Raw genomic sequence first — 25,547 nt, forward strand, 5'->3', positions numbered from 1 at the left:
AGCGTCATTAGCGTCATTAGCGTCATTAGCGTCATTAGCGTCATTAGCGTCATTAGCGTCATTAGCTATCACTGCAGGCAGTGGAGCCATTATTTTCCGTGTAAAAGCTATTGCATCTTGAGTGGTATTTATGCATTTCGACAGGAAATTTAGTGGGAGATAGTAAAAAGGTCTTTGCAAAGCTGCGTTTCGCTCATAGGAAAGAGACTAAACAACAGCCTGCAGCGATTATTTTTAGGCAGTAAGTCAGCGACTAAGGCTGCTGTTTTGTGAAGATGAATGGCATAAAAAAGCTGAGCAGCAAAGTGATGGCAAGAGCCATTTTTCTAGTGGCTAGACAGTCGGCCTTCACCACCTGAGTTAGTTAAGTTTATGTGCTTTAAGTTTAGGTGCAGTCTAATGCAAGGTGCACTTAGCACCTGACTTTTTCATCTACCTATAACTCACATGTTGAGGTGTTTTGGCTGATATTTGCCATTTATTTATTTTGAATATCATCAAGTGCCTGACGAACTTCATTCAAAATTAATCTGTTTGCCAAGTCTTCATCGATATCGGGCACATCCCATCCAAAAATAGCGCGATATTTCTCAATCAAATTGTTGACGTCATCGATGATATCGCTGCGATGGGCCGCTAACTCTAATTTTTCTATGTCAGTCATGTTAGTTCACCTTAAAAATGTATAGGTAGATTTAGATTAGGCTAGTATTCGTGCTTCTTCAGTGCGACACCGAACAGATTGAATAGGAAATTTGGTGCAAGCTGATAGTTATTCACTCTATTAGCAAAGCAATGACTTATTGTTTGCCATCTTTAATCTGGAGCAAATACATCATGTTATATACACTGAATGATTTAAAAAGTTTAGCTATTCACGCCTCTGATGGCGATATTGGATTAACTAAAGATTTTTATTTTGATGACAAGCATTGGGTCATCCGATACTTGGTGGTGGAAACGGGATCTTGGTTATCAAGCAAAAAAATATTGCTTTCACCCATATCAATCAAAGAGTTTAATCAGCAGCAGAAGACGCTTACTGTCACAATCTCAAGAGAGCAGGTAAAAAATAGCCCTGACATCGATAGCGAAAAACCCGTCTCTAGGCAGCATGAGGTCGATCATATGGAATATTATGGTTACCAACATTACTGGGGAAACACAGGTATTTGGGGAAGTGAGCCCAGTCCTAATATGATGTCTCCTGGTTATTATAGTGTCGCGCCAAAACCAGATAATATAGATAACTCAGAAATGTCCGCAGACGTCGATGCTGCATTATCACGGGATGATGATCATCATCTGCGCAGTAGTGAGGCCGTGACGGATTATCACCTTGATGCCATAGACGGTGAATTGGGTCACTTACAAGGTATGTTGATAGATACCGACACTTGGGCTATTCGTTATTTGATTATTAACACCAGTAATTGGTGGTTGGGTCATCTAGTTTTGGTTGCGCCCAAGTGGATTAAAGAGGTGAGTTGGCCTACCTCTAAAATTTATGTAGATATGACGCAGCAGCAAGTGAAAGATGCACCCACCTTCGACCCCTCAGTGCCTTTTAGTCTTGAACATGAGCAAAATTTGCAAACTCATTATGGTCGTAATGATAAATAACCTTATTACCTCTTTATCAGGGCTTTGGCTGGTGTGTTTACGTGGCTCATTTGAATAATTTCAATGTGAAAATATAGGCAATCTCAGTTAGCCATTGCGTGTCTATTGGCAATTAACTTTTATTAGTATGTGAAAATACAACACTAATTTACATTTAATACGAGGGCCTTAGGTGCAAATTACTATCCCTTGGTCGCATTTTAAAATTAAAAAAGTCATTGATAATCAATGGCTTTTTTCTTTATAGCATTTGAAAAATTATATTCTCAGGCCAAAAATGGAAAACTGAGACATATGTGCCCGCTTTTGATAACAAGATGTTGAGTCACAAATAACACCTATTAAACCGCATGGCATTGGCCGTTAATTGACTGACTCTTGGTTTTCTGCGGATATAACATCTTCCTACTGACCAAACCGCGCGATATCGCCATCGGGCGTGCTGTGGTCGATAATGATTAGCCCAGGTTTTTAGGTTATTTCAATTTAATCATGCTGACTATTTAAAGGCAGGGCTTGTTTCAGCTGCTAAGTGACAAACTTCATATTTCTGACTCAATATGTGTACAGGTGGAGTGATAATCGACATCTGGAATAGCACAAAATCTATCGCAACCTCATCGCTAAATCATTATGTTATTGACTCAATAAGTGGGTTTCATGGTTGATTTTGAGTATAGATTTGATGTTGAAAGTAACGAATTTCAAAGAGATATTATTCTCATCATTAATTACAGCTTTGGCATGAATTACCAACCTTTTCACTACTTAAATATCACAAAAATACAACTTAAGTTGCTGTTATAAAATAAAAATAGTCAAACTTAGACTAGCTCGTTTTTGGCAGGTATGATGAATGAACATAACGCGTTACTATGCCCAAATTGTCTTGGAGAAATTATGAACAAATCAATATCTTGTATCGCCGTTTTGGTTTTACTCACCGCGGCTTGCTCTGAAGCCCCGAAAGAAGACATTGCAGCTAGTACGAGCCAAGTTCAAACAGATGTTGCCAATCCTGTGCCTGTGGGTGACAGCAGTCAACATTCGCTCGATTGGGCAGGTAGCTATGAAGGTGTGTTACCTTGCGCAAGTTGTGAAGGTATACAAACCCTAATGACACTTAAAGCTGATAATAGCTTTGTTGAGGAAACTGTTTATTTGGGCAAAGACGAGAAAATTTTCAAACTGACTGGCAAAGTGACATGGGGCGAGCAGGGCCAAAAAATCATCTTGCCAGATGGCACACAATATCTGGTTGGTGAAAATCAGTTGATCAGATTGGACACTCAAGGCAATAGAATTACTAGTCAGCTTGCTGCTAATTATGTGTTGAAAAAGAAACCATAGCAGTGGGTTTATATCAAGAACTGAACATCGCACTTCAGTTTATGGCAATGAAAAAATACTCTTGCCTCTAAAACATTAAATATTAACATCTCAACCAGGGAACGGTTATCAGACTCAGACATGAGTAACTCTTATCGATATTGACGATATCAATTCTAGTTTGGGCTGTACCGCAATATGACATATTCAGCTAAAGCGTGACTTTGAATCCACAAGTACCAAGGATCCGCTATCGAGATTGCTCACCCACTTAGTCGTCAATGGCGTTAGGTCAGCACGAATACTAAACAGGCTGATGGAGCTCAGTTTGAAATATACATCTATTTCAACGCTAAGTCGGTGTGCTTATTGAATGTAAATCTAACTAAGTATTGATACTTAAAAGTGCTGACGGTTGTCTATAGCCCTTTCTACAGTGAGTGTTGAGCCTGCTTCTCTTAATCACTATGCAATCTAAAAGCCAACTAAATACAAGGTGTTCAGCAATCATAATGACATTTATCAACTTGAGACCAAACGCTCAAAATCAACATTTTCCGCATTAGTGTGTAAATTTATTACTGTATTATTGTTCTGTAATTACTATTTTTGATACAAAAAATCTTTTAAGTAACATTCCATAGTGCATTTATCTTATAACGATGCATTGCCTTTTCCAATTGACTATAAGAAGTATTCAATGAAAAGTATCAACACTCTTACGACAGCCTCAGTGCTGTTACTTATTTGCAGTAGTCCAGTGCAAGCCGATAATTTCTCTGCTGATAACTACCTGTTTGGTGATATTGGTGGTATTCGCAGCCAGATGCATAATGCTGGTGTTGACGTTAGCTTAGGTTATACCTTTGAAACAGGTGGCAACCTAAACGGTGGACAACGTCATGCGACTAGCTATGCCGACCAAACTGTCCTTGGTGCTAATTTCGACCTCGAAAAATTTCTTGAACTGTCCGGTGCCAACTTCCACGTTGCGTTAACTAATCGAGGTGGGCAGAGCCAAAACATTAATGATAAAGCCGAAATTGGCCAATTAATGCAGTCAATAGAAGTGTTTGGTCGTGGCCGAGTTACCCGTATTTCAGAATTCTACTATGAGCAAAATTTGCTTAGCGGTGACCTCAATATCAAATTAGGCCGAATGAATGTGGGCGCTGAGTTTGGCGATTTTCAGTGTGAATTTGCCTATCTTGGATTCTGTGGTTCGCAAGTTGGTAACTTTAATTCAACTATATACAACTGGCCTATCAGTCAATGGGCAGGTGTTATCAAATATCAGCTAGCGCCAGAGTGGTATGTCAAAACTGGTATTTACCAGATGAACCCAAGCTGGCTTAAAAATAGCCAAAATCTTAATTTAGGCAGTCCTCACGGCACTTTGGGGATGACGATTCCTGTTGAACTTGCTTGGATGCCGAAGATCAATGGCTTACCGGGTACTTATAAACTCGGTTATTGGCATGATACCGTTGGCGGTGAAGACCTTTACTACAATGAAGAGGGTAACCCCTTGATTATTGATGGCGGTAAAGCACGCCAACATGACAGTAAAGATGGGGCTTATTTTGTTGCTGAGCAACAAGTGACTTCTGTTGGTGGTGATTCTGATCGTGGTCTTAGTGTGTTCTTTATGGGGACGTTAAACGACCAAGATATCACTACTGTTGATCACTCTTTGGCATTAGGTGTTAATTATCAAGGTCCATTTGCAACACGTGCAAATGATAAATGGGGCTTAGCCGCAACCTATTTACATGTAAACGATAGTTTTGCCGATAGTGCGCATCTTTACAATAATAATCATGTACTTAATATGCCTGTCAAAGACACTGAGACGGTAGTTGCAAGCTATTATAAATTTCAAGTAACTAAATATGCTGCTATTCGTCCTGAAATTCAATACATCATTAATCCAGGTGCTATCAGTGAGAATGACGATACTTGGGTGGTGACACTTAAAGGTGATATCGCATTTTAAGTAAGGTTAAATGGCAAGTTATTGTCAGAGTCACTTAATTGAGTGCTAATAAAGAGATTGCCGTTATATTAAGTTTTTCGATTTTATGAAAAATGAGTGAGTGAAATCCACATAAAAGGATGGTTTTTAACCTTTATCGATGGTTTGAACTATTTAGGATGTTGGTAACAATTAGGTAATTTTGTTACCGACATCATATCTTGGAGATCTGATTGTGACATCACATCTTAGCTTTGTTAAATTGATGTCTGATCACTCACGTAGTCACCTCGACTATTCGAGGTTTCAACCAAATAGTGTAGTTATTCCTACAAATTAAGGAGTGGTAATCGTTGGTCTCCTTAATAAGTACATTAAATTGTACTAATAGTCTGATTGATATTGGAATAGTGAGTAAAAATGTAAGCAGCCGCTTTTTTACTTTGCCTATTCCACTGCAATAAATAAAAAATACACTAATATTATGCAGTTAAGTGTTTAATTCGGAGTTCCAATGAACAAAAAAACTTCAACCACTATTCAGTTGCTCGCCCCTTTCACAGGAGTTTGCTGTCCACTGAGTCAGGTTCCTGATGCCGCATTTTCACAAAAGATGGTCGGCGATGGTCTAGCGATAGATCCCATTGAAAACATACTTCACGCGCCATGTGATGCCACTATTAGTCAAATACACCCTTCAAAGCATGCCGTGACCTTATTAACTGCCACAGGCATTGAGATTCTGGTTCATATAGGTGTCGACACCGTTAAATTGAAAGGCGAAGGTTTTAAGGCTTTGGTTAAGGTGGGGGATGTTGTCAAAGCCAAAACGCCACTCATTGAGTTAGATTTAGATAAAGTAGGTTGTAGCGTCAAAAGTTTGCGTACAGTGATACTGCTTACCGATATGACAAGAATTATTAACTTAACTCCGACCATGGAAAAATGTGTTAACGCCGGAGATTTGTTGTTTAGTGCTGAGTTAGCTGCGGCAGGTGAAGCGGTAACAAAGTCAGATGACATGATAAGCTCAGACCCTATCGTTGTCATTAATCCAACCGGTATTCACGCTCGTCCCGCTGCAGCCATCGTTACCGCGATTAAGTCATTTGAATGTGACGTGATGATTGAAAAAGCTGGCAAGCAAGTCAATGCCCGCAGTGTGGTTGGTCTGATGGGGTTAGACATCGCTTTTGGGGAGCAGATTGTTATTCTCGCTAAAGGCAAAGATCAACAAGCGGCAATCGCGGCATTAGCTGAGGCGATAAGCTCAGGTTTAGGTGAAGAGGGCGCAGATGCATCACAGGTGACTAACAAGGTTAAAAGTGATTTTGACCCTTTTTCCGAGCCGTCACTGCTACTGCAAACAAGCCAAGATCCCCGTCAGTTAATTGGGGTAGAAGCATCTCCAGGTCAAGTGCGAGGGCGTTTATATGTGATTAACGCTGAGGTGCCTAAATTTGACACTTTTGCTGATGATGCACAGGTTGAGCAAAACATTCTTGACGATGCGATGAAAATAGCCGATGCCACTTTAGCTGAGTTAGTTGAAGAATTACAGCGCAAAAATATGGGGCAAAAAGCCGATATTTTTGTCGCTCATCAAGAGCTAATGTCAGATCCAGATTTGTACGACGATTGTATTATTGAGTTACAACAAGGCAAGTCAGCCCCGTATGCTTGGAGTAAGAGCATCTGCCGCCAAGCCGATAAACTTGCTGGGATGGATAATCCCTTGTTGGCTGGACGTGCAACGGATCTTATGGACGTCGGCAACCGTGTCTCACGGATTATGGCGGGATTATCTCAAGACACGATTCCTACTGATCTCCCTGAAAATACTATTCTAGTCGCTAAAGATTTAACCCCTTCTGATACCGCAAAACTCAATCCTGCATTTGTTAAAGGCATCTGCACCACATTAGGTGGGGCATCGAGCCACAGTGCTATTTTGGCAAGAGCAATGGGCATTGCTGCTATGGCTGGCGTTGAAGCTAAGATCATGTCCTTGCACGGTACCGAGGTATTACTCGACACCGCTAAAGGCTACCTATTATTGTCGCCAACCGAAGCTGAAATGACTGAATTGAACGTCATTAAAGATGCTGCGGAAGAACAAAAAGCCTTAGCTTTTGCGCAAAAAGATGAAACAGCCGTGACCTTGGATGGAGTACGGTTTGAAATCGCCGGTAATATTGCCAAAGTCAGCGATGCCCAGAAATTAGTCGACATGGGTGGTGAAGCCGTTGGCTTATTACGCTCAGAGTTTCTATATCAAGATCAATCTGTTGCTCCTTCAGAAGATGAACAGGAGCAAGTCTATCGTGCGGTACTGCAGACCTTAGGCCAGCGACCACTGGTGGTGCGCACGTTAGATGTCGGCGGTGATAAGCCCTTAGCGTATTTACCTTTGCCTAAAGAGGATAACCCATTCCTTGGAGAGCGAGGGATCCGGGTTGGTTTAGATAAACCGGCAGTCTTACGCCAACAAGTACGAGCCTTATTGAAAGCGGCCGATGCGGGTAACTTACGTATTATGTTCCCTATGGTGGCGTCTTTGTTCGAGCTTAAGTTAGCCAAACAAGTGGTAAAAGAAGAAGCCGAAAAATTGGCGATTGATATCAGTGGTATTCAGATTGGTATCATGATTGAAGTGCCATCAGCTGCTGTAATGGCAGATGTATTAGCTGAGCATGTTGACTTTTTCTCTATCGGTACCAACGATTTAACTCAATATACTTTAGCGATTGATCGTGGTCACCCTAAGTTGGCTGCCATTGCTGATGGCTTACACCCAGCAGTATTACGCCTTATCGATATGACCGTTAAAGCCGCGCACGCCAAAGGTAAGTGGGCTGGTATTTGTGGTGGCTTGGCTGGCGAAAAAGATGCAGTGCCGATATTGGTTGGTTTAGGCATTGATGAATTGTCCGTGAGTGTGCCTTCGATCCCTGAAGTGAAACATCAAGTACGTCATCTAAATCAGCAAGCTTGTCAGCTTATCGCTGCTAAAGCGATGAGCTGCGCAGATGCCAAAGACGTTCGAGCATTAATGCGAGATCCTAATACGCTAATAGCTGTTAAAGGCGAGATCTAAAAAGCGTTGATCACTTGGTTATCTATTGAAATTTCTAAGGTTGTATTATGACATCTAAAACAATAAAAACAGCTAAGCCGAAGAAGGCCATGATGAGTGGCGCATTTTCGGTATTACAAAAAGTGGGTAAATCGGTTATGTTGCCGGTTTCTGTATTACCTGTCGCGGGTATTCTGTTAGGTGTTGGGAGCGCAGGTTTTAGCGTATTACCCGATATCGTCAATGTGTTAATGGTCCAAGCCGGGGAAGCTATCTTTGGCAACATGGGATTACTTTTCGCCATAGGTATTGCGTTAGGCTTTGCTAAAAATGATGGTGTGGCAGCTATGGCGGCATTGGTTGGATACGCCATTATGGTTAGAACCATTGGTGTACTTGAACCAGGCACAGATGTCGGGGTGTTTGGCGGTATGATTGCAGGTGCAATTGCGGCTTCGACATTTAACCGCTTCTTTAAAATTCAATTGCCTTCTTATCTGGGCTTCTTCTCTGGTAAACGAAGTGTACCTATTATTACCGGTTTTGGAGCGATTTTTGCTGGCGTTATCTTATCGTTTATTTGGCCTCCGATAGGCAATGCTATTGCTGCATTTTCTCATTGGGCGGCATATCAAAACCCAACATTAGCCTTTGGTATTTACGGTGTGGTAGAACGCTCGTTAATTCCAGCTGGTTTGCACCATGTATGGAACGTGCCTTTCTTCTTCGAAGCGGGTAATTGTGTTGACAGTTTAGGGAAACCGGCAACAGGCGTACTGACATGTTATTTGCAAGCAGACGATGCTAGCCGAGCTGCGGGTAATGGTTTTGGTCAATTAGCCGGCGGTTACTTATTTAAAATGTTTGGTTTACCAGCTGCTGCAATGGCGATTTGGCATACTGCGCGCCCAGAAAATAGAGTGATGGTCGGCAGTATCATGATTTCGGCGGCGTTAACTGCATTCTTAACCGGGATCACTGAACCTATTGAGTTTGCTTTCTTATTTGCGGCACCGTTACTGTATGTTGTGCATGCATTAATGGCTGGTTTTGCTTATGTTTTAGTGAATATGTTGGGTGTGGTTCATGGAACCTCGTTTTCGCATGGCTTAATCGATTTCCTTGTTCTTTCTGGTCATTCGCAAAAAATCTGGTTATTAGTTGTTTTAGGCCTCATTTATGCCGTGCTGTATTACATGGTATTTAGATTCTTAATCTTAAAGTTCGACTTGAAAACGCCTGGACGCATGGATATTGAATTAGAGGTTGTATCAACACAAGGAACGGAAAGAGCGCGTAACTTTATTGAAGCCTTTGGTGGCCCTGAGAATTTAACCAATGTTGATTCTTGTATCACCCGTTTACGTATGGATGTGGTTGATACCAGTAAAGTGGATCAGGCGAGATTGAAGCAACTCGGCGCTAGTGGTGTGTTGATTTCAGGCAATGCCGTACAAGCTATTGTGGGAACTATCGCCGAAGTGTCACGCACTGAAATTGATGAAATGCTCGCTTCTGGTGGTTATGTTGTTGCTGGTCCCGTGGCAAGCACAGAAACGGATGCCGTTAACATTACGTCGAGTGATCGCCAGCAAGCGCTTGCCATTCAACCACTTTTAGGTGAAGTCAGTTCATGTCGTGCTATTGCGGACAATCGTTTACGCCTTGAAGTGAAAGATGCAAGTCAATTAGATAAGACGGCTTTGCAGGCTCAGGGAATTGAAGCCATATTGGTATTAAATCCGAATTTGGTGCATTTAATTTTTAGTGCCAATACTGCGGGTATCGCCAATGTATTGAACGAGACTTTTGCCGATTAAACCTGAGGTTCAAGCCATTAATAATGGTGTTTTTTACCTATAACGGTTAAATCAGTGTCTACGTCCTCAAGCGCCTATTAATAGCCAATAGGCGTTTTTTTAGTGTGGTGCCTGCCGTTTTTCCTCACTTATCGCATCTCTTATCTCGAGTGTAGAACGTACTATATTTACGTTTCACTCTCTAATTGACTCAAGTGCTGCTTAATCAGCGCTATCATTGCTTGCGCGGCAAAAGACAAATGTTTTTGCTTACGCCAAAACAATGATAATTCCCAGCGTAAGTCTTCACTTGCTAAAGGAATATTGACAACCGCGCCAACTCGGTATCGTTCGGCAATAATTTTTGGCAATATCATGACTCCTGTGCCAGCGGCTACTAGGGCAATACCAAAATCAGCATGACTGACTCGAGTGATATTTGTTGGCTTAAATCCCGCCTTTGCACACGCCTCAAGTACCAGCTCATATAGGGCATATTCGGGTTCAAACATCACTTGAGCCAATAGATTAAGCTCACTGAGTTGGAGTATTGATTTACTCGCGAGCACATGGGCCGAAGGCAATACGACCACCATTGAATCATTACGTACGCGAATACCATCAAATTCATCGTCAAAATCAATGATGCCTGTTGCAAGTTCAATTTCATCTTTATGTAAGGCCACTGTTTGTTCAATCCCGCCGCGCACCAGTAACTGCAATTCAACGTTAGGATGTAGCTGCCTAAATTTCGCTATTACTGGAGCAAATAATTCGGCGCTGCCTAAGGGAGCTAAGCCTAATTTAAGTTGACCGCCACTTAAATTACGCAAATGATCCAGCTCGGTTATCATCAGTTGGCGACCTTCTAACAAAGTAGACGCATGGCGATAAACAACTTGCCCCGCTTCAGTTAAGCGGATCTGAGAGCCGCGTTTTCCGCGCTCTAGTAATACCATATCAAGTTCTTCTTCAAGCAAGCGTATTGCCTTTGAGAGAGCGGGTTGAGTAACAAATGCAGCATGACACGCTTTAGCGAAACCACCGGCGTTAACAACCTCAGTGAAATAGTGCAGTGCTTTAAGATCCATATTCATAACCAAAAGTAATTCAATCAATCATTAATATTCATTTTTTTTATGAATTAAGCAAGAGTAAACTGCTCATATCAACTAAAAACACCCAGTGTGAAATCAAATGTTATCTTCATTAAATACCCATAGCGCCTTTTTAAAGTGCCAAACAACCTTATTCATTCAAGTGAGTGGTCTGTGCCTATTTGCTTGGTTATGCCAGTGGGCTGCTCAATCTGTTGATTCAATTATTCCTGGTAGCGTTATAGGCTTGGGCATTCTATTAGTCTTATTGTCATGCCACTGGGTACCCGAAAAAATCGTTAACCAAGGTTCAGCATGGTTGATTGGTGATTTATTGCTATTTTTTATTCCGCCAGTTGTGGCGATTACCAAATATCAATTAATACTCGAAAGCTATGGTGCTGAGCTGATTGTATGCATGTTACTGGCCAGCACTAGCGTGTTATTAGGCACGGCATTTATCGTTGATAAGTTATTTAAGTTTGAACGTAAACAAAGGTTAAACAGCATTACATCACAGCGCTTACACCTTAAAGAAACTCCGCTCAATTTTGAATACAATAGGCAGTAGCATGAATGGTTCATTATTAGGCTTTTTGTGTTTGTTACTCACATTGGCAGGCTATTACTTTAGTAAGCGACTTTATCTACGCCGGCAACGTGTTTGGTTTGCTCCGATCATAATGGCACCGACGATTATTTTGCTGACCGTAGTAATATTTCAAATCCCACTGGCTGACTACTTTCAATTTACCCATTGGCTACCCGCGTTATTGGCTCCTGCGACTATCGCGTTTGCGGTGCCCATTTATCGGGAGCGCGCATTGATTAAGCGTTACCCATTAACCATCAGTATCGGGGTGATAGTGGGGTTATGTTTGGGCGTGGGATCATCATGGTTGATTATTCAATTTACCCATATGCCGTCAGAGCTGTCTAAAAGCTTGATTGTTAGATCGGTTTCAACTCCGTTTGCGATAGAGGCCACGAGCGCATTTGGTGGCATACCGGAATTAACCGCAATGTTAGTTTTGGTGACAGGTATTATGGGCATGCTGATTTGCGATCCCCTTTTTAAAGCTGCGAACATAAAAAGCAGCTTAGCCAGAGGGATTTCTTTAGGTGCATCAGCACATGGCGCTGGAGCGGCTAAAGCGAATCAAATTGGCCGGGAAGAAGGTGTTATCGCCAGTTTAACCATGATTTTTACCGGTATTGCCATGGTCATTACCGCGCCCTTATTTGCATTGCTTTTTTAATCGCGAGTGTTTGGCTTTGTATATTGAAATCACAACAGCCCCAATCGTAGGTTTACAGGTCGTACTGGCTAGTGATTTGATGGAGTCTAAATGTAAATTGATGATTCCTCAGAGCATAGGGTTAGCCCGATATAAAGCATAATACAAATGTCGAGTTGATTAGCTAGACTCGGTTCATTGAGTAACGTACTCGTACTCATATTCATAATCATATTCAGCAATGCAGTAAGCATGGTATTGATTGGGAAGTGTATTCGCAGTCGTGCAGCAATCAAATTTTTTTAAAGCCCTTACATCAATGTTGATGTAAGGGCTTTATTGTTTGTTTGCGAGATGATCCAAAGTTGAGTGATTAAAACAGTAATGGCGCCGGATTACCTGGCTCCATAACCACCACTGGGTTGTAATGCCATACTTTGTTGATAATTTCTGCTGTTAGCGCCTCAATTGGTGTTCCGTCACTGACAACACTCCCATTGTCTAGAATGACGAGTCTGTCGGCGTAACGGGATGCTTGGTTTAAATCGTGTAGCACCACAATGACAGCGTAGTTATGTTGATGGGCTAATTCTCTTGCGAGCGATAACACTCTATGTTGTTGGGCTAAATCTAATGCTGAGGTTGGTTCGTCTAACAGTAATATAGGTGACTGTTCTGCTTGGGCCAACTGGGTTAGCACTCGAGCTAATTGAACTCGCTGTTTTTCACCACCCGATAAAGTGGGGTAACTGCGGTATTTCAGTGGCGATAACGCGACCTGCTCTAATTGATAATCCACTAAATCATTACCTTGTTGCTGACTAATTGTTAGTGGGTACAGCCCCATTTTAACGACTTCATGTACTTTAAAAGGGAAGGTAAGTGAGGCGTGCTGAGGTAATACGGCGAGCGACTTAGCTAAACATGACCTATCCCATAATGGCAAGGTGTTGCCCCAAACCTTTATATCTCCACTCGTTAGTGCAGCCTCTTGTGATAGGCATTTGAGTAGGCTTGATTTTCCTGCGCCATTAGGGCCAAGTAGTGCAGTCACTTGGCCGGATTTTATTTGTAGGTTTATGTTATTCAGTACTGACTTTCTACCTATATGTACCGATACGTTATTGAGCTCAATAATGGCTGAGTTTATCGGTGTGAAAACAGGTTGATGTTCAGTGTTCTGGGGCGTTTTTTTGGCAAAATAACTGAGCATGTTACACCAACTTATTGCGTTGATTGATTAATAGAATAATAAAGAATGGTGCACCTAATAATGCTGTAACTAAACCGACAGGTAACTCAGACGGTGCCACAATGGAACGTGCACCAATATCAGCAAGTACCAGAATGGCAGCGCCTAACATTGCACTCAGAGGCAACAATAACTTGTGATCTGGGCCTATCAGCATGCGCACTAAATGTGGCACAACTAAGCCGATAAAACCGATAATTCCAGTCGCTGCCACTGCAATGCCCACCCCAACAGCACACAGTACTATCAGCTTTCGTTTAAGTTTATCGACATTTACCCCAAGATGACGTGCTTCGGCTTCACCCAATAATAAGGCGTTTAGGGCATTGGCACTTTGAGTAAACTGCCAGCTGAGCAATGCTAGTGCGACTAAACTAAGAATGACATAGTGCCATTGTGCTCCAGCAATAGAGCCCATTTGCCATAAGGTTAAATCCCTTAACGCCATGTCGCTGGCCATGTATGTGAGTAAGCCAATTCCGGCCCCAGCCAACGCGGCAACAGCTACACCAGACAATAATAGCAATACAACAGAAGTACCACTGACACTTGATGCCAACCTATACACCATTAGAGTGGTAAATAAACCTGCACTAAAAGCGCTAAAAGCCACCAAGTATTCGCCGCCTTGTGGGAATAACACTATGCATAATGCCGCGCCTAAAGCTGCCCCAGATGACACCCCAATAATACCCGGATCCGCTAGCGGGTTTCGAAATAATCCCTGCATTACGGCGCCGCACTGAGCCAGTGTAGCGCCTACAGCCAGTGCTAAAAGTGTTCTGGGTAATCTGACATTATTGATAACCAGTTGTTCATGCGGTGCAACAACAGACAATGGTTGCTGCGTAGCCCAATTCATCATGGCACTGAAGCTGGTGGACGGGTTTATAGGTAATGGTCCTATGCTGACAGACAACAGGCTTGTAATCACTAGTGCTGTGATTATACAGGGCCAAAGCCAACGCTGATTTTCCATAATACTTCCTGACGATAAGAGATAATAAAACCGTGTAAAAATAGTTAATGAGCTAGTGTTTTTTTAGGCTAATGAAATCACTGGCAAGCAGTTCTGCAGCTTCAATAGCACTTAGCCCTAGGCCCCCGAGCAAGGCCTGTGGAGGTAAACTTTTGATGTGGTTATATTCACCTGCTGGTGTGTGATGCAATAAGGGCATTTTTGTCATTAATGTCTTGGCCGCCGTTTGTGTTTGTTCATTACTGCGATTGGAAATTAAAATCATGTCTGGTTGCATGGCTAAAATACCTTCTTGAGACACACTTTTGTAGCCATCAAACCCCGCAATATTTTGGCCACCAGCAAGCTTAATGATGATATCTGCTGCGGTATTGCTTCCTCCAACGCGAGCCGGTCTATCTTGCTGTAGCAGTAGAAATAACACTTTTGGTACTTTGCCCATTGCTGTTACTTGCTGTTGCTTGGCTTCAAGACGTGCAAATGATTGTTCAATTTGGGCCGCAAGTTTTATTGCTTGGTTGTTGCGGTTAAGGAGTTGTCCCATTTGTTCAATGTTAGCCAATAACTGTGTTTTAGTTTCTGCACTTGGCAGTGTTGTGACGGCAACATTTGCACTTGATAATATCGTTAAGGTTGTTTGCGGCCCCATAGCATCGGAGCCCAATACTAGAGTGGGAGAGAGAGCCAGTATTCCTTCAGCAGAAAGCATTCTGTGATAACCCAATACGGCTACCGATGCCATGGTGTTAGGTAGTTGACTGGTAGAGTCTACCCCTACTAACTCGTCCCCAGCATCTAAAGCAAGCACCAGTTCAGTGATTCCTGCACCGGCACTGACGACACGATTATTGGCAGAGACTAAATGGCTGGTGAATAAGCTTGATAACAGCAGACTGACAGCCAAAGTGGTGGTGAACAAACTGGTTATTGATAACTTATGTTTTAGTTTGGGCATGAGATAACTCCGAATAAATGTGATTCTTAATAATTTGTAGTGAATGGAGAATGTCAGTCGTATTGATTTAAGGCTCCATGACAATTTGGGTTTGGCTGATTTGCTGGCGCTGAAGTAACGCGAGTACTGTCATCAAGGGTTGTATCGGCGCATTTTTGTCTGCGGCGATCACCACAATGCTTTCAGGCTTGCTGCTCATAGTGTGAATAAATGCAGTTTCGAAAGCGTCAAACTGTGTAAATGTTTGTCCATCGATTGCCCAATAAGGTGTTGTTGTTAAAATATTAATAGCGATGTGCTGTTGTTGAGATAATCCGTTTAAAGAGGAACCTGCTTGTGACGGTACATCAACGGGTAGCGTGAGGAGTTGTGTGTTAGCTGTGAGCAATAAAAACACTAACACAATAAAAATAATGTCGATAAGCGGCGTTAAATCTAAGCCTAACCCAAGCTGAGAGCTGGACATATTTGACGACGAAGAGTCAGAGGTACTCGTCATGTGGATCATTCGTTCACCTCGACTTTACAAGAGGAACGGGCACGATTTCCTTGTGTTGCTGAAGTGCTTGTTTGTGACAAAGTTGCTGGAGCATCGCCACCAATGTTTAACGCCTGGTCCAAGCCATCTAACCATAAATTGAGTTGGTTTAATGCATGAGCCATTTTATTGCAACGTTGGTCGGCCCATAGTGTTAACAGGTGGGCCATCGTGATAGCTGGCACCGCAATAATTAATCCTGCTGCAGTGGTGTTCATGGCGAGTCCTAACCCTGTTGCTAACTGCGACGGGGTTACTGGACCATCTGACAAACCCAGCTGGTCAAACATTTCAATTAACCCCAGAACGGTACCGAGTAATCCTAATAATGGGGTGATAATTCCGATTATTTGCAATACGCGCAAACCTGATTGCAGCTTATCTTTTTGTTTTAAAAGCCAAAGGTTTATAATTTCTTCACGCATTGTTTTATGTTGTTCTGCATGTGTGAGCAGCAATGCGGTTCCTCGCGCAAGCATGCTCTTGCCTTGACTGAGTGAGATTATCAGCTGTTGCCTTTTTACCTGTGTCGCACTTAAGCTTTGTTGACGTAAATCGGTTAACCATGCATCGCGTTTTAACAGCTCACTGACCACTAACGCTAAGCGTTCTAGTACGATTAATAGGCATAGAAACGCACAAATAAATAACGGCCAAGCAAGGTAGCCAAGCTGCTGCGTAAGTTGAACATATAAAGGGTGAGACATGGTGTTCCTTTGCTTATTCAATGGTAAAAATTAGTCAAAAATTAATTAGCTAGAGACGAGCGTTGCCCTATTAATTAAGAGCAAATTTAACTGGTATTCTGACGGTGTAGGCATAAGCCTCTGAGGAGCTAGGGGCGGCAAACTGCCACTTTCCGACAGCATCCAATGCCGCGGCATCGAGTAAACTAAACCCTGAACTGTCTACTAGAGTGAGTGAAAGTTGTTCGCCCATTTGGTTAAACATAACCTCTACCGTCGCTGTACCTTCTAATCCTCGTTTGCGAGCTTTTTTAGGATAATAAGGTTGGCTTGGCGGTACTGAAAAAGTGGGCTTTGGCAGTTCAACTGTGTGTCGAGTACTTCCTTGTGAGCTTGTTACAGCTTGTGGTTTTCTCATCGCTGATTTGACTTCATTTGAACTAAATTCCACAACCTCTGAATGAGTACTCGCACCATTTGCAGCATTATTATCTTGCTGGATGTGTTCGGTCTTGTGCGCAATATTGTTGATGGGTTTACGCTTTTTTCTATTATCAGCTTGATGACTATCGCTTGTGTTGATAACCGCCGGTTTGGTGACATTAGCGTTAGCAATCAATGGTATTTTGTTCGTTGTGGCACTCGCTGTTGGTTTTACTTGAATTTGCTTTACTGGATCTATCTGCTGTTGCTCAAATGATGTTGCCGACATGGACGGGCGACTTGTCTGCATCATTAGAGATACGGTTACAGCCTGGGGCGACCCCGTGACTATGCCCGACATTAACGGCATTGTTTGCTGGTTATTTTGCGCAGCAAGTACGCCAACTTGAAGAAAAAGGGTTAAACAACCAAAAGCAAAATATCGTTTAGGGGTCATTATCTCAATTCTTATAAACTGCCAATTCGACTAGATTTCATTCAATCAGAGAGATAACTTTTTATCGCTATGATGACGAATGAAATATTTACATTCTTTACAAACTTATTATTAACAGTCACTTAAAAGTTATTTTCTGAATATTGGTTATTAAGATACTGCAACATTACCACCAATGCAAATGATAATGATTTTCATTTGATCTATTTTTTGTTATCAGGTAAAGTTCGGGAAATCGTCAGTCAATGACCTTAAATCTCACTTTATACATCGCCTTTATATTGCGCGATGTTGGTGATCTCATGTTCTTTAGTTTGAGGGTTTTTACAATGACCAAAAAGCCACTAGTTGTTGCAATGGCAATGGTTTTTAGCACAGCGGCATATGCGCAACCAACAAAAGCAGTTACTGAGTTTGATGAAGTACTGGTAACGGCTACCCGCATTAGCGAGAAGTCTTCTGATACCAGTCGCAGTGTCACCGTTGTCACCGAAGAAAAGATGCAAGAATCTCAGCCGGCATCTGTAGCTGATGCGTTAAAAAATGAAGCTAACGTGACTGTCACTAATGGGCCGAGAGCGTCTTCTCAAGGAGTCGAAATTCGGGGGTTAAGTGGCCAAAGAGTTTTACAAACCATTGATGGCGCGAGGCAAAATACCAATTCAGGTCATCGTGGTACTTTCCTTATGGATCCTGAATTATTAAGTTCGATTGAAGTGGTTCGAGGTCCAGCAAGTAGTTTATGGGGCAGTGGGGCTATTGGTGGAGTGGTTGCGCAAAACACTAAGTCAGCCCAAGACTTTCTTGAACAAGACGATACTTTTGGCGGCTATGTTAAGCAAGGGTTCGAAACCAATGGCGATAAAATTAAAACCAGTGCCACCGTCTATGGTTTAGCCGATCAAATCGATTGGCTATTAAGTGGTAGTTATCATGACAGTAATAATATCAATATTGGTAATGACCAAGCGCTACAAAACAGTGCTTCAGAGGCTAGCAGTGGCTTAGCTAAGTTGGGTTGGGAGCCTGATGATGATCAACGCTTACAATTTTCAGCTCGTTTTTCTGACACTGACGAGCTGGTTCCAAGTAATCCGTCGACCAATGTTGGCAGCTCGGTTCCGTTAGTACAACGTAATACTAAAGACAACAATGTCACACTTGATTATCACCTAAATCCCGCTGATAACGCATTGCTTAATCTTAATGCCACATTATATTGGAATCATACCGATTATGATGAAGATCGAATAACCAAGAACCAAATAGACAGTACTCAATTTGAAACGTTAGGCTTTGGTCTGAATAACAGTTCAACGTTTGCAAATACCATGCTGACGTACGGTATTGATGGCTATAAAGACAGTATTAATACAGTGCGTGATGACCGCGGCCAGATAGGGGAAAGACCTGATAATATTGATGGTGAAACCACGGTTTGGGGCGCGTTTACCAAAGCCGATATCGCACTAACCGATACCCTAGCTTTAGACGCCGCAGTGCGTTACGACACTTATCAAAATGACAGTAATACCTTAGATCTGTCTTCAGACGATAACGCCTTTACGCCATCAATTGGTCTTGTATGGAAAACCATGCCTTGGTTAACGTTAAGTGCTCGCTATGATGAGGCGTTCCGCGCCCCGAGTCTTGAAGAAATGTATTCGACAGGTTCACACTACTGTATTCCGTCCATTCCTGGTTTCTTGCCCAATGGGTTATGCAATACCTTCGAGATAAACCCTGACTTACAGGCTGAAAAAGCTCAAAACAAAGAGGTTAAAGCTGATCTACGCTTTACTGATTTAGCCGGTGATGATGAATTAGCGCTGAGTTTGAGTGTATTTAGAAACGATGTGGACGACTTCATCGAACAGTCAGTGTCTAACCCACTTTATGGTATTGCTGGTTTAGAGCAAACCACCTCTTGGAATAATGTTAATGAAGCTAAATTAACTGGTTTTGAATTGACAACTCGTTATCGTTACCAACAAACCCGTGTTTTATTCAATTATGGTCAAACAGAAGGCAAAGACGGCACCACAGATGAATACCTGTCTGGTATTCCGGCTAAAAAGTATGGGGTCGATTTATCGCAGGTTATTATGGATGGTGACATGAAGTTAGGCACTCGCTTTACTTATGTGTCCGATCAGGACCAATTACCTGCAGATAATCTTAATCAATATGATTCATACAAATTATGGGATGTTTATGCTGCATGGGAACCGGCTATGGGAACTTTTGAAGGCGTTCGTGTCGACTTTGCGATTGAGAATATTGGCGATGAAGAATATCGTCAGGCGTGGCAAACTTTGTATTCACAAGGCCGAAATTTCAAGTTGTCAGCACGTTATGCATTTTAATGGGCGCCAGTTTTCAACGATTCCCTCTATCGTAAATTGATAAATAAAGCAGTGGACCAGAGTGAGTTGTCGCCCGTTTATGTTGCAATAATTCATTGAAAAATTGGAGTTATTCTATGACTGAGTCAATAGACAATATTCAGCGTTATTTAATGAACAACCCTGACGCCATGCCAAGCCAAGTCGCAACGGATCTTAAGGTTACTGAGTGGCAAGTTGTTTCTGCGCTACCCCAAGAGCAAGTCACGTTATTACCTTTGCCTGAAAAGGACTCGTTATTAACATCGCTAGCGGAATGGGGGCCGATGACAACCATCATTGCAGTGTCCGGCAGTGTGTTCGAATTTAAAGGCCCATTTCCTCGGGGTAAATATGCACATGGTTATTACAACCTCATCACCAAGGGGGATGGGTTGCATGGTCATTTAAAGTTAGACCACGTTAGTACAATTGCATTGGTTAGTAAGCCATTTAGAGGTAACGAAAGTCATTCGATTAACTTCTTTGGCGCTGAAGGTGAAATGATATTTAAAGTGTATCTTGGCCGCGACAAGCAAAGGAGATTGTTAACCGACCAAGTGGTTAGGTTTAACGCGCTAAAAGCTAGAGTGAGCAGTGCTGCCTAAAGATTGATGTTGTGGGCAAACATATCTAACCAACATAGTACGTAAAGGAGACACTTGATGTCGACAGAAACAGAGCAGCGTTTGCGTGAAAAATTAATACCTGAAATAGAAGCATTTAAAGCCCAACGGACCACGTTGCAATTAGCGACTCAAGATGCTGACGGCATCCCTAATGCAAGTTACGCCCCCTTTGCTTTGGCTGATGACGGTTTCTATATTTTGGTCAGCGAGCTTGCACGACATGGCACTAACTTAAAGGCTTGTTCGAGGCTTTCTGTCATGTTGATAGAAGATGAATCAGAAGCTAAAAGTGTGTTTGCTCGTAAACGATTAACCTTTGATGCGACCGCAGAAAACATAGACCGCAACAGCGCAACGTTCTGTAAAGGAGTTAGCGTGTTATCAGTTCGTTTTGGCGAGATGATTGATAATCTTGCTGGATTAACCGATTTCAATTTATTTAAATTAACCCCACACCATGGCTTATACGTGAAAGGATTCGGTCAAGCATTTAGCTTGTCGGGCTCCGAATTACTTGATGTCAATTGGAAGCGTGATGGTCATCATGGTTCACAAAAAAGTAATCTTGTATCTGTGTAGTTAATTAACATGACCTTAAGCCCCATTTAAATCATGGGGCTTTTTTGTTTGTTGCTAAGACATTCGGGTAACTGTGTGCTGCTCGTTAATCGCTTAATGGCCAGTGGTGCATATCGTGGTCATATGGCGATATCGCTGGCATGACAAACGATAATCAATATTCCAAAAACGCTGGGTTCTCAATAAAGGTGTTGAGCGGGTTGATCCATAGTCAGACAACTTTTTATTATTACTGCCAATCGTTATAGTGTGACGCAATAGTTGTATTTTAGTCGCAACTATTGATGGTACTATTTATTGTTAAGCTGCTCAGTAAAAACTAGATGGATTACTATGTTAAACGTTACCTCATTCTGATGTATCATTGACCACAGTGCGGCAAAATATATTGTTAATAATTAGTCGTATACGTGTTTAGTGCTTACGAGTGTTGTCTGGATATAGGATTTATGTGATGTGGTTTCAACGAGAGATAACACTTAAGCCTCACCGGCGTGGATATCATTTAATCACCGATGAAGTGATTGCGAAGCTACCACAGCTAAGAGATATCAAGGTTGGCTTATTGCATGTGTTTATTCAGCATACTTCGGCATCACTGGCCATTAACGAAAATGCCGATCCGACAGTGCGTGGTGATATGGAGCGACATTTTAATGTGCTAGTACCAGAAGGTGCGCCATACTTTGAGCATACTTTTGAAGGGGCAGATGATATGCCTGCTCATATCAAGTCGACCTTGATTGGTTCTAGTCAGTCCATTCCAATTACCAACGGACGATTGAACCTAGGTCTCTGGCAAGGGTTATATTTATGCGAGCATCGTGATCATGCTGCGGCGCGCACGATTATTGCGACGCTTCAAGGTGAATGATTATAAAGGTTAAATTGTAATACTTAGGTAACAAAGCTGTTTGTTTTATATGCATCTTTTGCGGTCAATGGTGACTTTGCTTGTGTAAGTAAATGTAAAGATGTTAAATTCATTCAGATAAGTGAGATGAAATGAATGTAACTTTTAGCTGCGAAATATTGAAATAACATTTCGCAGGTAAATGTTTTATATATAAAAAAACGGCCCTAAAATTCAAAAATGAATTACGCATAATAATAGGTGGGTTAACGTGATATCTGTATATTTGGTTGACGACCATGAACTCGTGAGAACGGGGATCCGTCGTATTTTGGAAGATGAACGCGGTATTAAAGTCATCGGTGAAGCGCCAGATGGAGAAACAGCAGTACAGTGGTCTCGACAGAATGAAGCTGATGTCATTTTAATGGACATGAATATGCCAGGTATGGGCGGCTTAGAAGCTACCCGTAAAATTTTACGTTATCAACCTGATGCAAAAATTATCGTGTTAACGGTGCAGACTGAAGACCCATTTCCGACCAAAGTGATGCAGGCGGGAGCTTCTGGTTATTTGACCAAAGGGTCAACATCACCTGAAGTGTTGCGTGCTATTACTCAAGTGGCCCGTGGTCAGCGGTATTTATCGCCTGAAATTGCTCAGCAAATGGCGTTGAGCCAATTTAATCACTCTGATGAGAACCCATTTAGCAGTTTGTCTGAACGTGAATTACAAATCATGATGATGATTACTAATGGCGAGAAGGTGAATGACATTTCTGAAAAATTAAATTTAAGCCCGAAAACCGTCAATAGCTATCGTTATCGGTTATTCGCTAAGCTTGGGATCGGCGGTGACGTTGAGTTAACCCGTTTAGCTATCCGTTACAAAATGCTTGATACAGGTTCATTTTAGTCAGGAATAGTGTATTCCTCGCAACGCATTAAGTAGCTTTAATCATGTCCAGTGGTTTTAACGCCAAATCTTTTTTAAAAAATGTTACCTCAGCACCTGGTGTTTATCGTATGTACGATAAGCGCCAGCAGGTTATTTATGTTGGTAAGGCCAAAGATCTCAAAAAACGCCTGACTTCTTATTTTCGAGCTAACATTGCCAATGTAAAAACCCAAGCATTGGTCTCGCATATCGATCATATTGATGTAACCGTTACGCATAGCGAAACCGATGCGTTATTGCTTGAAAACGATTACATCAAACAGTACATGCCTAAATACAATGTGTTGCTGCGTGATGATAAGTCTTATCCGTATATTTTATTGAGCGGCCATAAGCATCCTCGATTGGCATATCATCGCGGTCCAAAGCGTGAAAAAGGCCATTATTTTGGTCCTTATCCCAATGGCGGCGCAGTGCGTGAAAGTTTGCACTTAATGCAAAAATTGTTTCCTATCCGCCAGTGTGATGACTTGTACTATAAATCGCGTTCTCGTCCTTGCTTACAGTATCAACTGGATCGTTGCAGTGCGCCTTGTGTGGGGATTGTCAGTGATGAGGAATACAGTGAGCAGGTCAAATTAGCCAGTTTATTTTTACGCGGCAAAGACAAGCAAGTGATATCTCAGCTGGTGGCGAAAATGGAAACCGCTGCAATTGAGATGGAATACGAACGAGCAGCTCAGTATCGTGACCAAATTACCGCATTAAGGCGCGTAGCAGAGCAGCAAGAAGTGTCTAATCATAAAGGTGATATGGATGTCATTGGTGTCGATTACGCCTCTGGTATTGCCTGTTTTCATCTATTGTTCATTCGCGACGGTAAAATCTTTGGCAGTCGTAGTTATTATCCTTCTGTACCAGCAGAAACTGAAATCGAAGAAGTGCTGTCGTCATTTTTAGGTCAGTTTTATTTAAACGCGGATATCCAGCGCACTATTCCTAAAGAAGTCATTCTCAGCCATCACTTTGATGGTATAAAAGAGTTGGAAGCATCGATAGAGCATGCACTGGATAAAAAGTTTGAGTTAAAAACCCAAGTGCGTGGCGACAGAGCTAATTTCTTACGCTTAGCGATGACCAATGCGAGTAATGCTGTTGCCACCAGGTTGTCGCATAAAAACACGGTTGAGCAACGATTCCAATTGCTTGAAGAGGCACTTGAGCTTAATGAGCCGATTAAGCGAATGGAATGTTTTGATATTAGCCACACTATGGGCGAAAGCACTGTTGCCTCCTGTGTGGTGTTTAATCGTGAAGGGCCACATAAAGCCGATTATCGCCGCTACAACATTACTGGCATCACGGGGGGAGATGATTATGCAGCGATGGAACAAGCAATCAGTCGTCGCTTCGACAAAATTGATAATAATGGCAAAATACCTGACTTAGTCTTTATTGACGGTGGTATTGGTCAATTAAGAGTGGCGCAAACGATTGTCGATGAGAAGTGTGTCAATATCGACCATCCACCGTTACTTATTTGTGTGACCAAAGGTGAGGGCCGTAAAGCAGGGCTTGAAACCTTTATTGTTGGTGGCAGTGAGCAAAGTTTTGATATTGCGAGTGATTCACCAGCATTTCATTTAATGTTGCATATTCGTGATGAGTCCCATCGCTTTGCGATTACCGGACATCGTAATAAACGTCAGAAAACGCGTAACACCTCAACCTTAGAATCTATCGCCGGAGTCGGGCCTAAAAGACGTAAAGCTTTGTTGCAACATTTAGGCGGAATACAAGAGGTGAAGGGCGCTAGCGTGGCAGAATTGACAAAAGTTCCCGGAATTAGCTTAGAAATGGCACAAACAATTCATGATGCATTGCGAGGGGGCTAAAATTAAGGCAAGATTGGCGCTGCTTCTGACAAATTGGTCTTTTTATGCCGTTTAATTTACCTATTGCACTGACATTATTCCGTATTGCTTTGTTACCTGTATTCATCGCGGTTTTCTATTTACCATATTCATGGGCACCATTTGTTTCGGCATTTATTTTTTGGCTGGCCGCTTTGACCGATTGGTTAGACGGCTACGCTGCTCGTAAACTCGGCCAATTAACCCGATTTGGGGCTTTTTTAGATCCTGTAGCTGACAAAGTGATGGTGTCGACAGCATTAGTGTTGTTGGTTCAGCAAAATGACAATGTGTATTTAACCTTAGCTGCATTATTTATGATTGGCCGCGAAATTGTTATTTCAGCCTTGCGTGAATGGATGGCTGAAATAGGTAAACGCGGTGTTGTTGCGGTGTCTTGGATCGGTAAATACAAAACAGCCACGCAAATGATCGCCATTATTGGATTAATTTGGAAGCCTACACCTTGGTTAACTGATGTGGCTTATGGGTTGTTTTATATTGCAGCAGCGCTGACGTTCTGGTCGATGATGAGTTACATTTCAGCAGCTTGGAAAGATTTAACGGCAGAATAGCGTAATAATAGTTCAATAAGATTATTTAGTGTGCAAACAGTCAAAAATGCATAAATCAATAATTGACACACGAGGTTAATTCGGTAGAATGCCACCCCGTAGACAAGTGATGAGTCAACAACATACCCTAGGGCGCGATGTTAACCAACACGATTTATGAATAGTTAGCTCAGTTAGATAGGTTGAAAAACGATACCTTTCTTTTTGATGTAATGAAGCATAAAAATGATTGAATACGCGACATTAGCTCAGTTGGTAGAGCGATACCTTGCCAAGGTATAGGTCATCG

The 25,547-nt window shown here is 42.1% G+C and carries 22 protein-coding genes; 14 read left to right on the forward strand and 8 right to left on the reverse strand.

Translation table 11 applies throughout. The features are described 5' to 3' along the window. Nucleotides 1-478 precede the first annotated feature (478 nt). Nucleotides 479-664 carry a hypothetical protein gene (locus ACED29_RS11330; RefSeq protein ID WP_124016348.1) on the reverse strand — a complete coding sequence of 62 codons (186 nt, stop codon included), beginning with the start codon at nt 662-664 and terminating at the stop codon, nt 479-481. A 173-nt stretch (nt 665-837) separates the two neighbouring features. Here ACED29_RS11330 and ACED29_RS11335 point away from each other — a divergent pair, with 173 nt between their 5' ends. The 5 genes from ACED29_RS11335 (at nt 838) to ptsG (ending at nt 9,823) form a co-directional block, all read left to right on the forward strand. Continuing rightward, nucleotides 838-1,623 (forward strand): PRC-barrel domain-containing protein, encoded by a 786-nt coding sequence (locus ACED29_RS11335; protein WP_124016349.1) that lies wholly within the window; start codon nt 838-840, stop codon nt 1,621-1,623. Between the two features lie 900 nt (nt 1,624-2,523). Then, entirely contained in the window at nt 2,524-2,973 is a 450-nt protein-coding gene (locus ACED29_RS11340; RefSeq protein WP_124016350.1) for a copper resistance protein NlpE, read from the forward strand. A gap of 679 nt (nt 2,974-3,652) precedes the next feature. Beyond that, the gene (locus ACED29_RS11345) at nt 3,653-4,948 is read left to right on the forward strand and encodes a carbohydrate porin (protein ID WP_371697706.1); all 1,296 of its coding nucleotides are present in this window, start codon (nt 3,653-3,655) and stop codon (nt 4,946-4,948) included. A gap of 493 nt (nt 4,949-5,441) precedes the next feature. Beyond that, nucleotides 5,442-8,024: a phosphoenolpyruvate--protein phosphotransferase gene (gene ptsP, locus ACED29_RS11350; protein ID WP_371697707.1), complete on the forward strand. Its 2,583-nt coding sequence runs from the start codon at nt 5,442-5,444 to the stop codon at nt 8,022-8,024. A gap of 47 nt (nt 8,025-8,071) precedes the next feature. Further along, complete coding sequence (gene ptsG, locus ACED29_RS11355) at nt 8,072-9,823, forward strand: PTS glucose transporter subunit IIBC (protein WP_124016352.1); 1,752 nt, start codon at nt 8,072-8,074, stop codon at nt 9,821-9,823. A 167-nt stretch (nt 9,824-9,990) separates the two neighbouring features. Here ptsG and ACED29_RS11360 read toward each other — a convergent pair whose 3' ends face one another. Then, nucleotides 9,991-10,893, reverse strand: a complete 903-nt coding sequence (locus ACED29_RS11360; protein ID WP_371697708.1) for a LysR family transcriptional regulator — start codon at nt 10,891-10,893, stop codon at nt 9,991-9,993. A gap of 106 nt (nt 10,894-10,999) precedes the next feature. On the opposite strand from ACED29_RS11360, the gene ACED29_RS11365 reads away from it, so the two are divergent. After that, entirely contained in the window at nt 11,000-11,470 is a 471-nt protein-coding gene (locus ACED29_RS11365; RefSeq protein ID WP_182754641.1) for a CidA/LrgA family protein, read from the forward strand. A 1-nt stretch (nt 11,471) separates the two neighbouring features. Then, nucleotides 11,472-12,158: an LrgB family protein gene (locus tag ACED29_RS11370; protein ID WP_124016355.1), complete on the forward strand. Its 687-nt coding sequence runs from the start codon at nt 11,472-11,474 to the stop codon at nt 12,156-12,158. 352 nt (nt 12,159-12,510) lie between these two features. Here ACED29_RS11370 and ACED29_RS11375 read toward each other — a convergent pair whose 3' ends face one another. The 6 genes from ACED29_RS11375 to ACED29_RS11400 form a co-directional block, all read right to left on the reverse strand. Further along, complete coding sequence (locus ACED29_RS11375) at nt 12,511-13,275, reverse strand: heme ABC transporter ATP-binding protein (RefSeq protein ID WP_371697716.1); 765 nt, start codon at nt 13,273-13,275, stop codon at nt 12,511-12,513. Between the two features lie 76 nt (nt 13,276-13,351). Continuing rightward, on the reverse strand, nt 13,352-14,368 hold the full coding sequence (locus ACED29_RS11380) for a FecCD family ABC transporter permease (RefSeq protein WP_371697709.1): 1,017 nt from the start codon (nt 14,366-14,368) through the stop codon (nt 13,352-13,354). 52 nt (nt 14,369-14,420) lie between these two features. Next, a complete protein-coding gene (locus ACED29_RS11385) occupies nt 14,421-15,323 on the reverse strand; it encodes a hemin ABC transporter substrate-binding protein (RefSeq protein ID WP_371697710.1) in 903 nt (300 codons plus the stop codon). A gap of 67 nt (nt 15,324-15,390) precedes the next feature. Then, nucleotides 15,391-15,822, reverse strand: a complete 432-nt coding sequence (locus tag ACED29_RS11390; protein WP_124016529.1) for a biopolymer transporter ExbD — start codon at nt 15,820-15,822, stop codon at nt 15,391-15,393. Nucleotides 15,823-15,827: 5 nt separating this feature from the next. Further along, nucleotides 15,828-16,568, reverse strand: coding sequence for a MotA/TolQ/ExbB proton channel family protein (locus tag ACED29_RS11395; protein WP_371697711.1), 741 nt, complete (start codon nt 16,566-16,568; stop codon nt 15,828-15,830). Nucleotides 16,569-16,638: 70 nt separating this feature from the next. After that, the gene (locus ACED29_RS11400; protein ID WP_371697712.1) at nt 16,639-17,427 is read right to left on the reverse strand and encodes an energy transducer TonB; all 789 of its coding nucleotides are present in this window, start codon (nt 17,425-17,427) and stop codon (nt 16,639-16,641) included. A 356-nt stretch (nt 17,428-17,783) separates the two neighbouring features. Between ACED29_RS11400 and ACED29_RS11405 the strand changes: the two genes are divergently transcribed. The 7 genes from ACED29_RS11405 (at nt 17,784) to pgsA (ending at nt 25,258) form a co-directional block, all read left to right on the forward strand. After that, the gene (locus ACED29_RS11405) at nt 17,784-19,793 is read left to right on the forward strand and encodes a TonB-dependent hemoglobin/transferrin/lactoferrin family receptor (RefSeq protein WP_371697717.1); all 2,010 of its coding nucleotides are present in this window, start codon (nt 17,784-17,786) and stop codon (nt 19,791-19,793) included. A 116-nt stretch (nt 19,794-19,909) separates the two neighbouring features. Further along, nucleotides 19,910-20,419 carry a heme utilization cystosolic carrier protein HutX gene (gene hutX, locus ACED29_RS11410; RefSeq protein ID WP_371697713.1) on the forward strand — a complete coding sequence of 170 codons (510 nt, stop codon included), beginning with the start codon at nt 19,910-19,912 and terminating at the stop codon, nt 20,417-20,419. Between the two features lie 57 nt (nt 20,420-20,476). After that, on the forward strand, nt 20,477-21,019 hold the full coding sequence (hutZ, locus tag ACED29_RS11415) for a heme utilization protein HutZ (protein ID WP_371697714.1): 543 nt from the start codon (nt 20,477-20,479) through the stop codon (nt 21,017-21,019). 454 nt (nt 21,020-21,473) lie between these two features. After that, on the forward strand, nt 21,474-21,893 hold the full coding sequence (locus ACED29_RS11420; protein WP_124016364.1) for a secondary thiamine-phosphate synthase enzyme YjbQ: 420 nt from the start codon (nt 21,474-21,476) through the stop codon (nt 21,891-21,893). 250 nt (nt 21,894-22,143) lie between these two features. After that, complete coding sequence (uvrY, locus tag ACED29_RS11425; protein ID WP_011638098.1) at nt 22,144-22,788, forward strand: UvrY/SirA/GacA family response regulator transcription factor; 645 nt, start codon at nt 22,144-22,146, stop codon at nt 22,786-22,788. 44 nt (nt 22,789-22,832) lie between these two features. After that, a complete protein-coding gene (gene uvrC, locus ACED29_RS11430) occupies nt 22,833-24,665 on the forward strand; it encodes an excinuclease ABC subunit UvrC (RefSeq protein ID WP_124016365.1) in 1,833 nt (610 codons plus the stop codon). Between the two features lie 44 nt (nt 24,666-24,709). Further along, the gene (pgsA, locus tag ACED29_RS11435; protein WP_124016366.1) at nt 24,710-25,258 is read left to right on the forward strand and encodes a CDP-diacylglycerol--glycerol-3-phosphate 3-phosphatidyltransferase; all 549 of its coding nucleotides are present in this window, start codon (nt 24,710-24,712) and stop codon (nt 25,256-25,258) included. Nucleotides 25,259-25,547 lie beyond the last annotated feature (289 nt).

This window comes from Shewanella sp. 5S214 (assembly GCF_041439795.1).
Classification (GTDB): Bacteria; Pseudomonadota; Gammaproteobacteria; order Enterobacterales; family Shewanellaceae; genus Shewanella; species Shewanella vesiculosa.

What these genes read in the sequence shown, in the direction of transcription:
- ACED29_RS11420 (WP_124016364.1), top strand. Translation starts at nt 21,474, where the DNA reads ATGTGGTTTCAACGAGAGATAACACTTAAGCCTCACCGGCGTGGATAT.
- uvrC (WP_124016365.1), top strand. Translation starts at nt 22,833, where the DNA reads ATGTCCAGTGGTTTTAACGCCAAATCTTTTTTAAAAAATGTTACCTCA.
- ACED29_RS11395 (WP_371697711.1), bottom strand. Translation starts at nt 16,568, where the DNA reads ATGTCTCACCCTTTATATGTTCAACTTACGCAGCAGCTTGGCTACCTT.
- ACED29_RS11380 (WP_371697709.1), bottom strand. Translation starts at nt 14,368, where the DNA reads ATGGAAAATCAGCGTTGGCTTTGGCCCTGTATAATCACAGCACTAGTG.
- hutX (WP_371697713.1), top strand. Translation starts at nt 19,910, where the DNA reads ATGACTGAGTCAATAGACAATATTCAGCGTTATTTAATGAACAACCCT.
- ACED29_RS11345 (WP_371697706.1), top strand. Translation starts at nt 3,653, where the DNA reads ATGAAAAGTATCAACACTCTTACGACAGCCTCAGTGCTGTTACTTATT.
- ACED29_RS11390 (WP_124016529.1), bottom strand. Translation starts at nt 15,822, where the DNA reads ATGACGAGTACCTCTGACTCTTCGTCGTCAAATATGTCCAGCTCTCAG.
- ACED29_RS11365 (WP_182754641.1), top strand. Translation starts at nt 11,000, where the DNA reads ATGTTATCTTCATTAAATACCCATAGCGCCTTTTTAAAGTGCCAAACA.
- ptsP (WP_371697707.1), top strand. Translation starts at nt 5,442, where the DNA reads ATGAACAAAAAAACTTCAACCACTATTCAGTTGCTCGCCCCTTTCACA.
- ACED29_RS11340 (WP_124016350.1), top strand. Translation starts at nt 2,524, where the DNA reads ATGAACAAATCAATATCTTGTATCGCCGTTTTGGTTTTACTCACCGCG.
- ACED29_RS11405 (WP_371697717.1), top strand. Translation starts at nt 17,784, where the DNA reads ATGGCAATGGTTTTTAGCACAGCGGCATATGCGCAACCAACAAAAGCA.
- ACED29_RS11330 (WP_124016348.1), bottom strand. Translation starts at nt 664, where the DNA reads ATGACTGACATAGAAAAATTAGAGTTAGCGGCCCATCGCAGCGATATC.
- ACED29_RS11335 (WP_124016349.1), top strand. Translation starts at nt 838, where the DNA reads ATGTTATATACACTGAATGATTTAAAAAGTTTAGCTATTCACGCCTCT.
- ptsG (WP_124016352.1), top strand. Translation starts at nt 8,072, where the DNA reads ATGACATCTAAAACAATAAAAACAGCTAAGCCGAAGAAGGCCATGATG.
- pgsA (WP_124016366.1), top strand. Translation starts at nt 24,710, where the DNA reads ATGCCGTTTAATTTACCTATTGCACTGACATTATTCCGTATTGCTTTG.
- ACED29_RS11370 (WP_124016355.1), top strand. Translation starts at nt 11,472, where the DNA reads ATGAATGGTTCATTATTAGGCTTTTTGTGTTTGTTACTCACATTGGCA.
- ACED29_RS11360 (WP_371697708.1), bottom strand. Translation starts at nt 10,893, where the DNA reads ATGGATCTTAAAGCACTGCACTATTTCACTGAGGTTGTTAACGCCGGT.
- ACED29_RS11400 (WP_371697712.1), bottom strand. Translation starts at nt 17,427, where the DNA reads ATGACCCCTAAACGATATTTTGCTTTTGGTTGTTTAACCCTTTTTCTT.
- hutZ (WP_371697714.1), top strand. Translation starts at nt 20,477, where the DNA reads ATGTCGACAGAAACAGAGCAGCGTTTGCGTGAAAAATTAATACCTGAA.
- ACED29_RS11385 (WP_371697710.1), bottom strand. Translation starts at nt 15,323, where the DNA reads ATGCCCAAACTAAAACATAAGTTATCAATAACCAGTTTGTTCACCACC.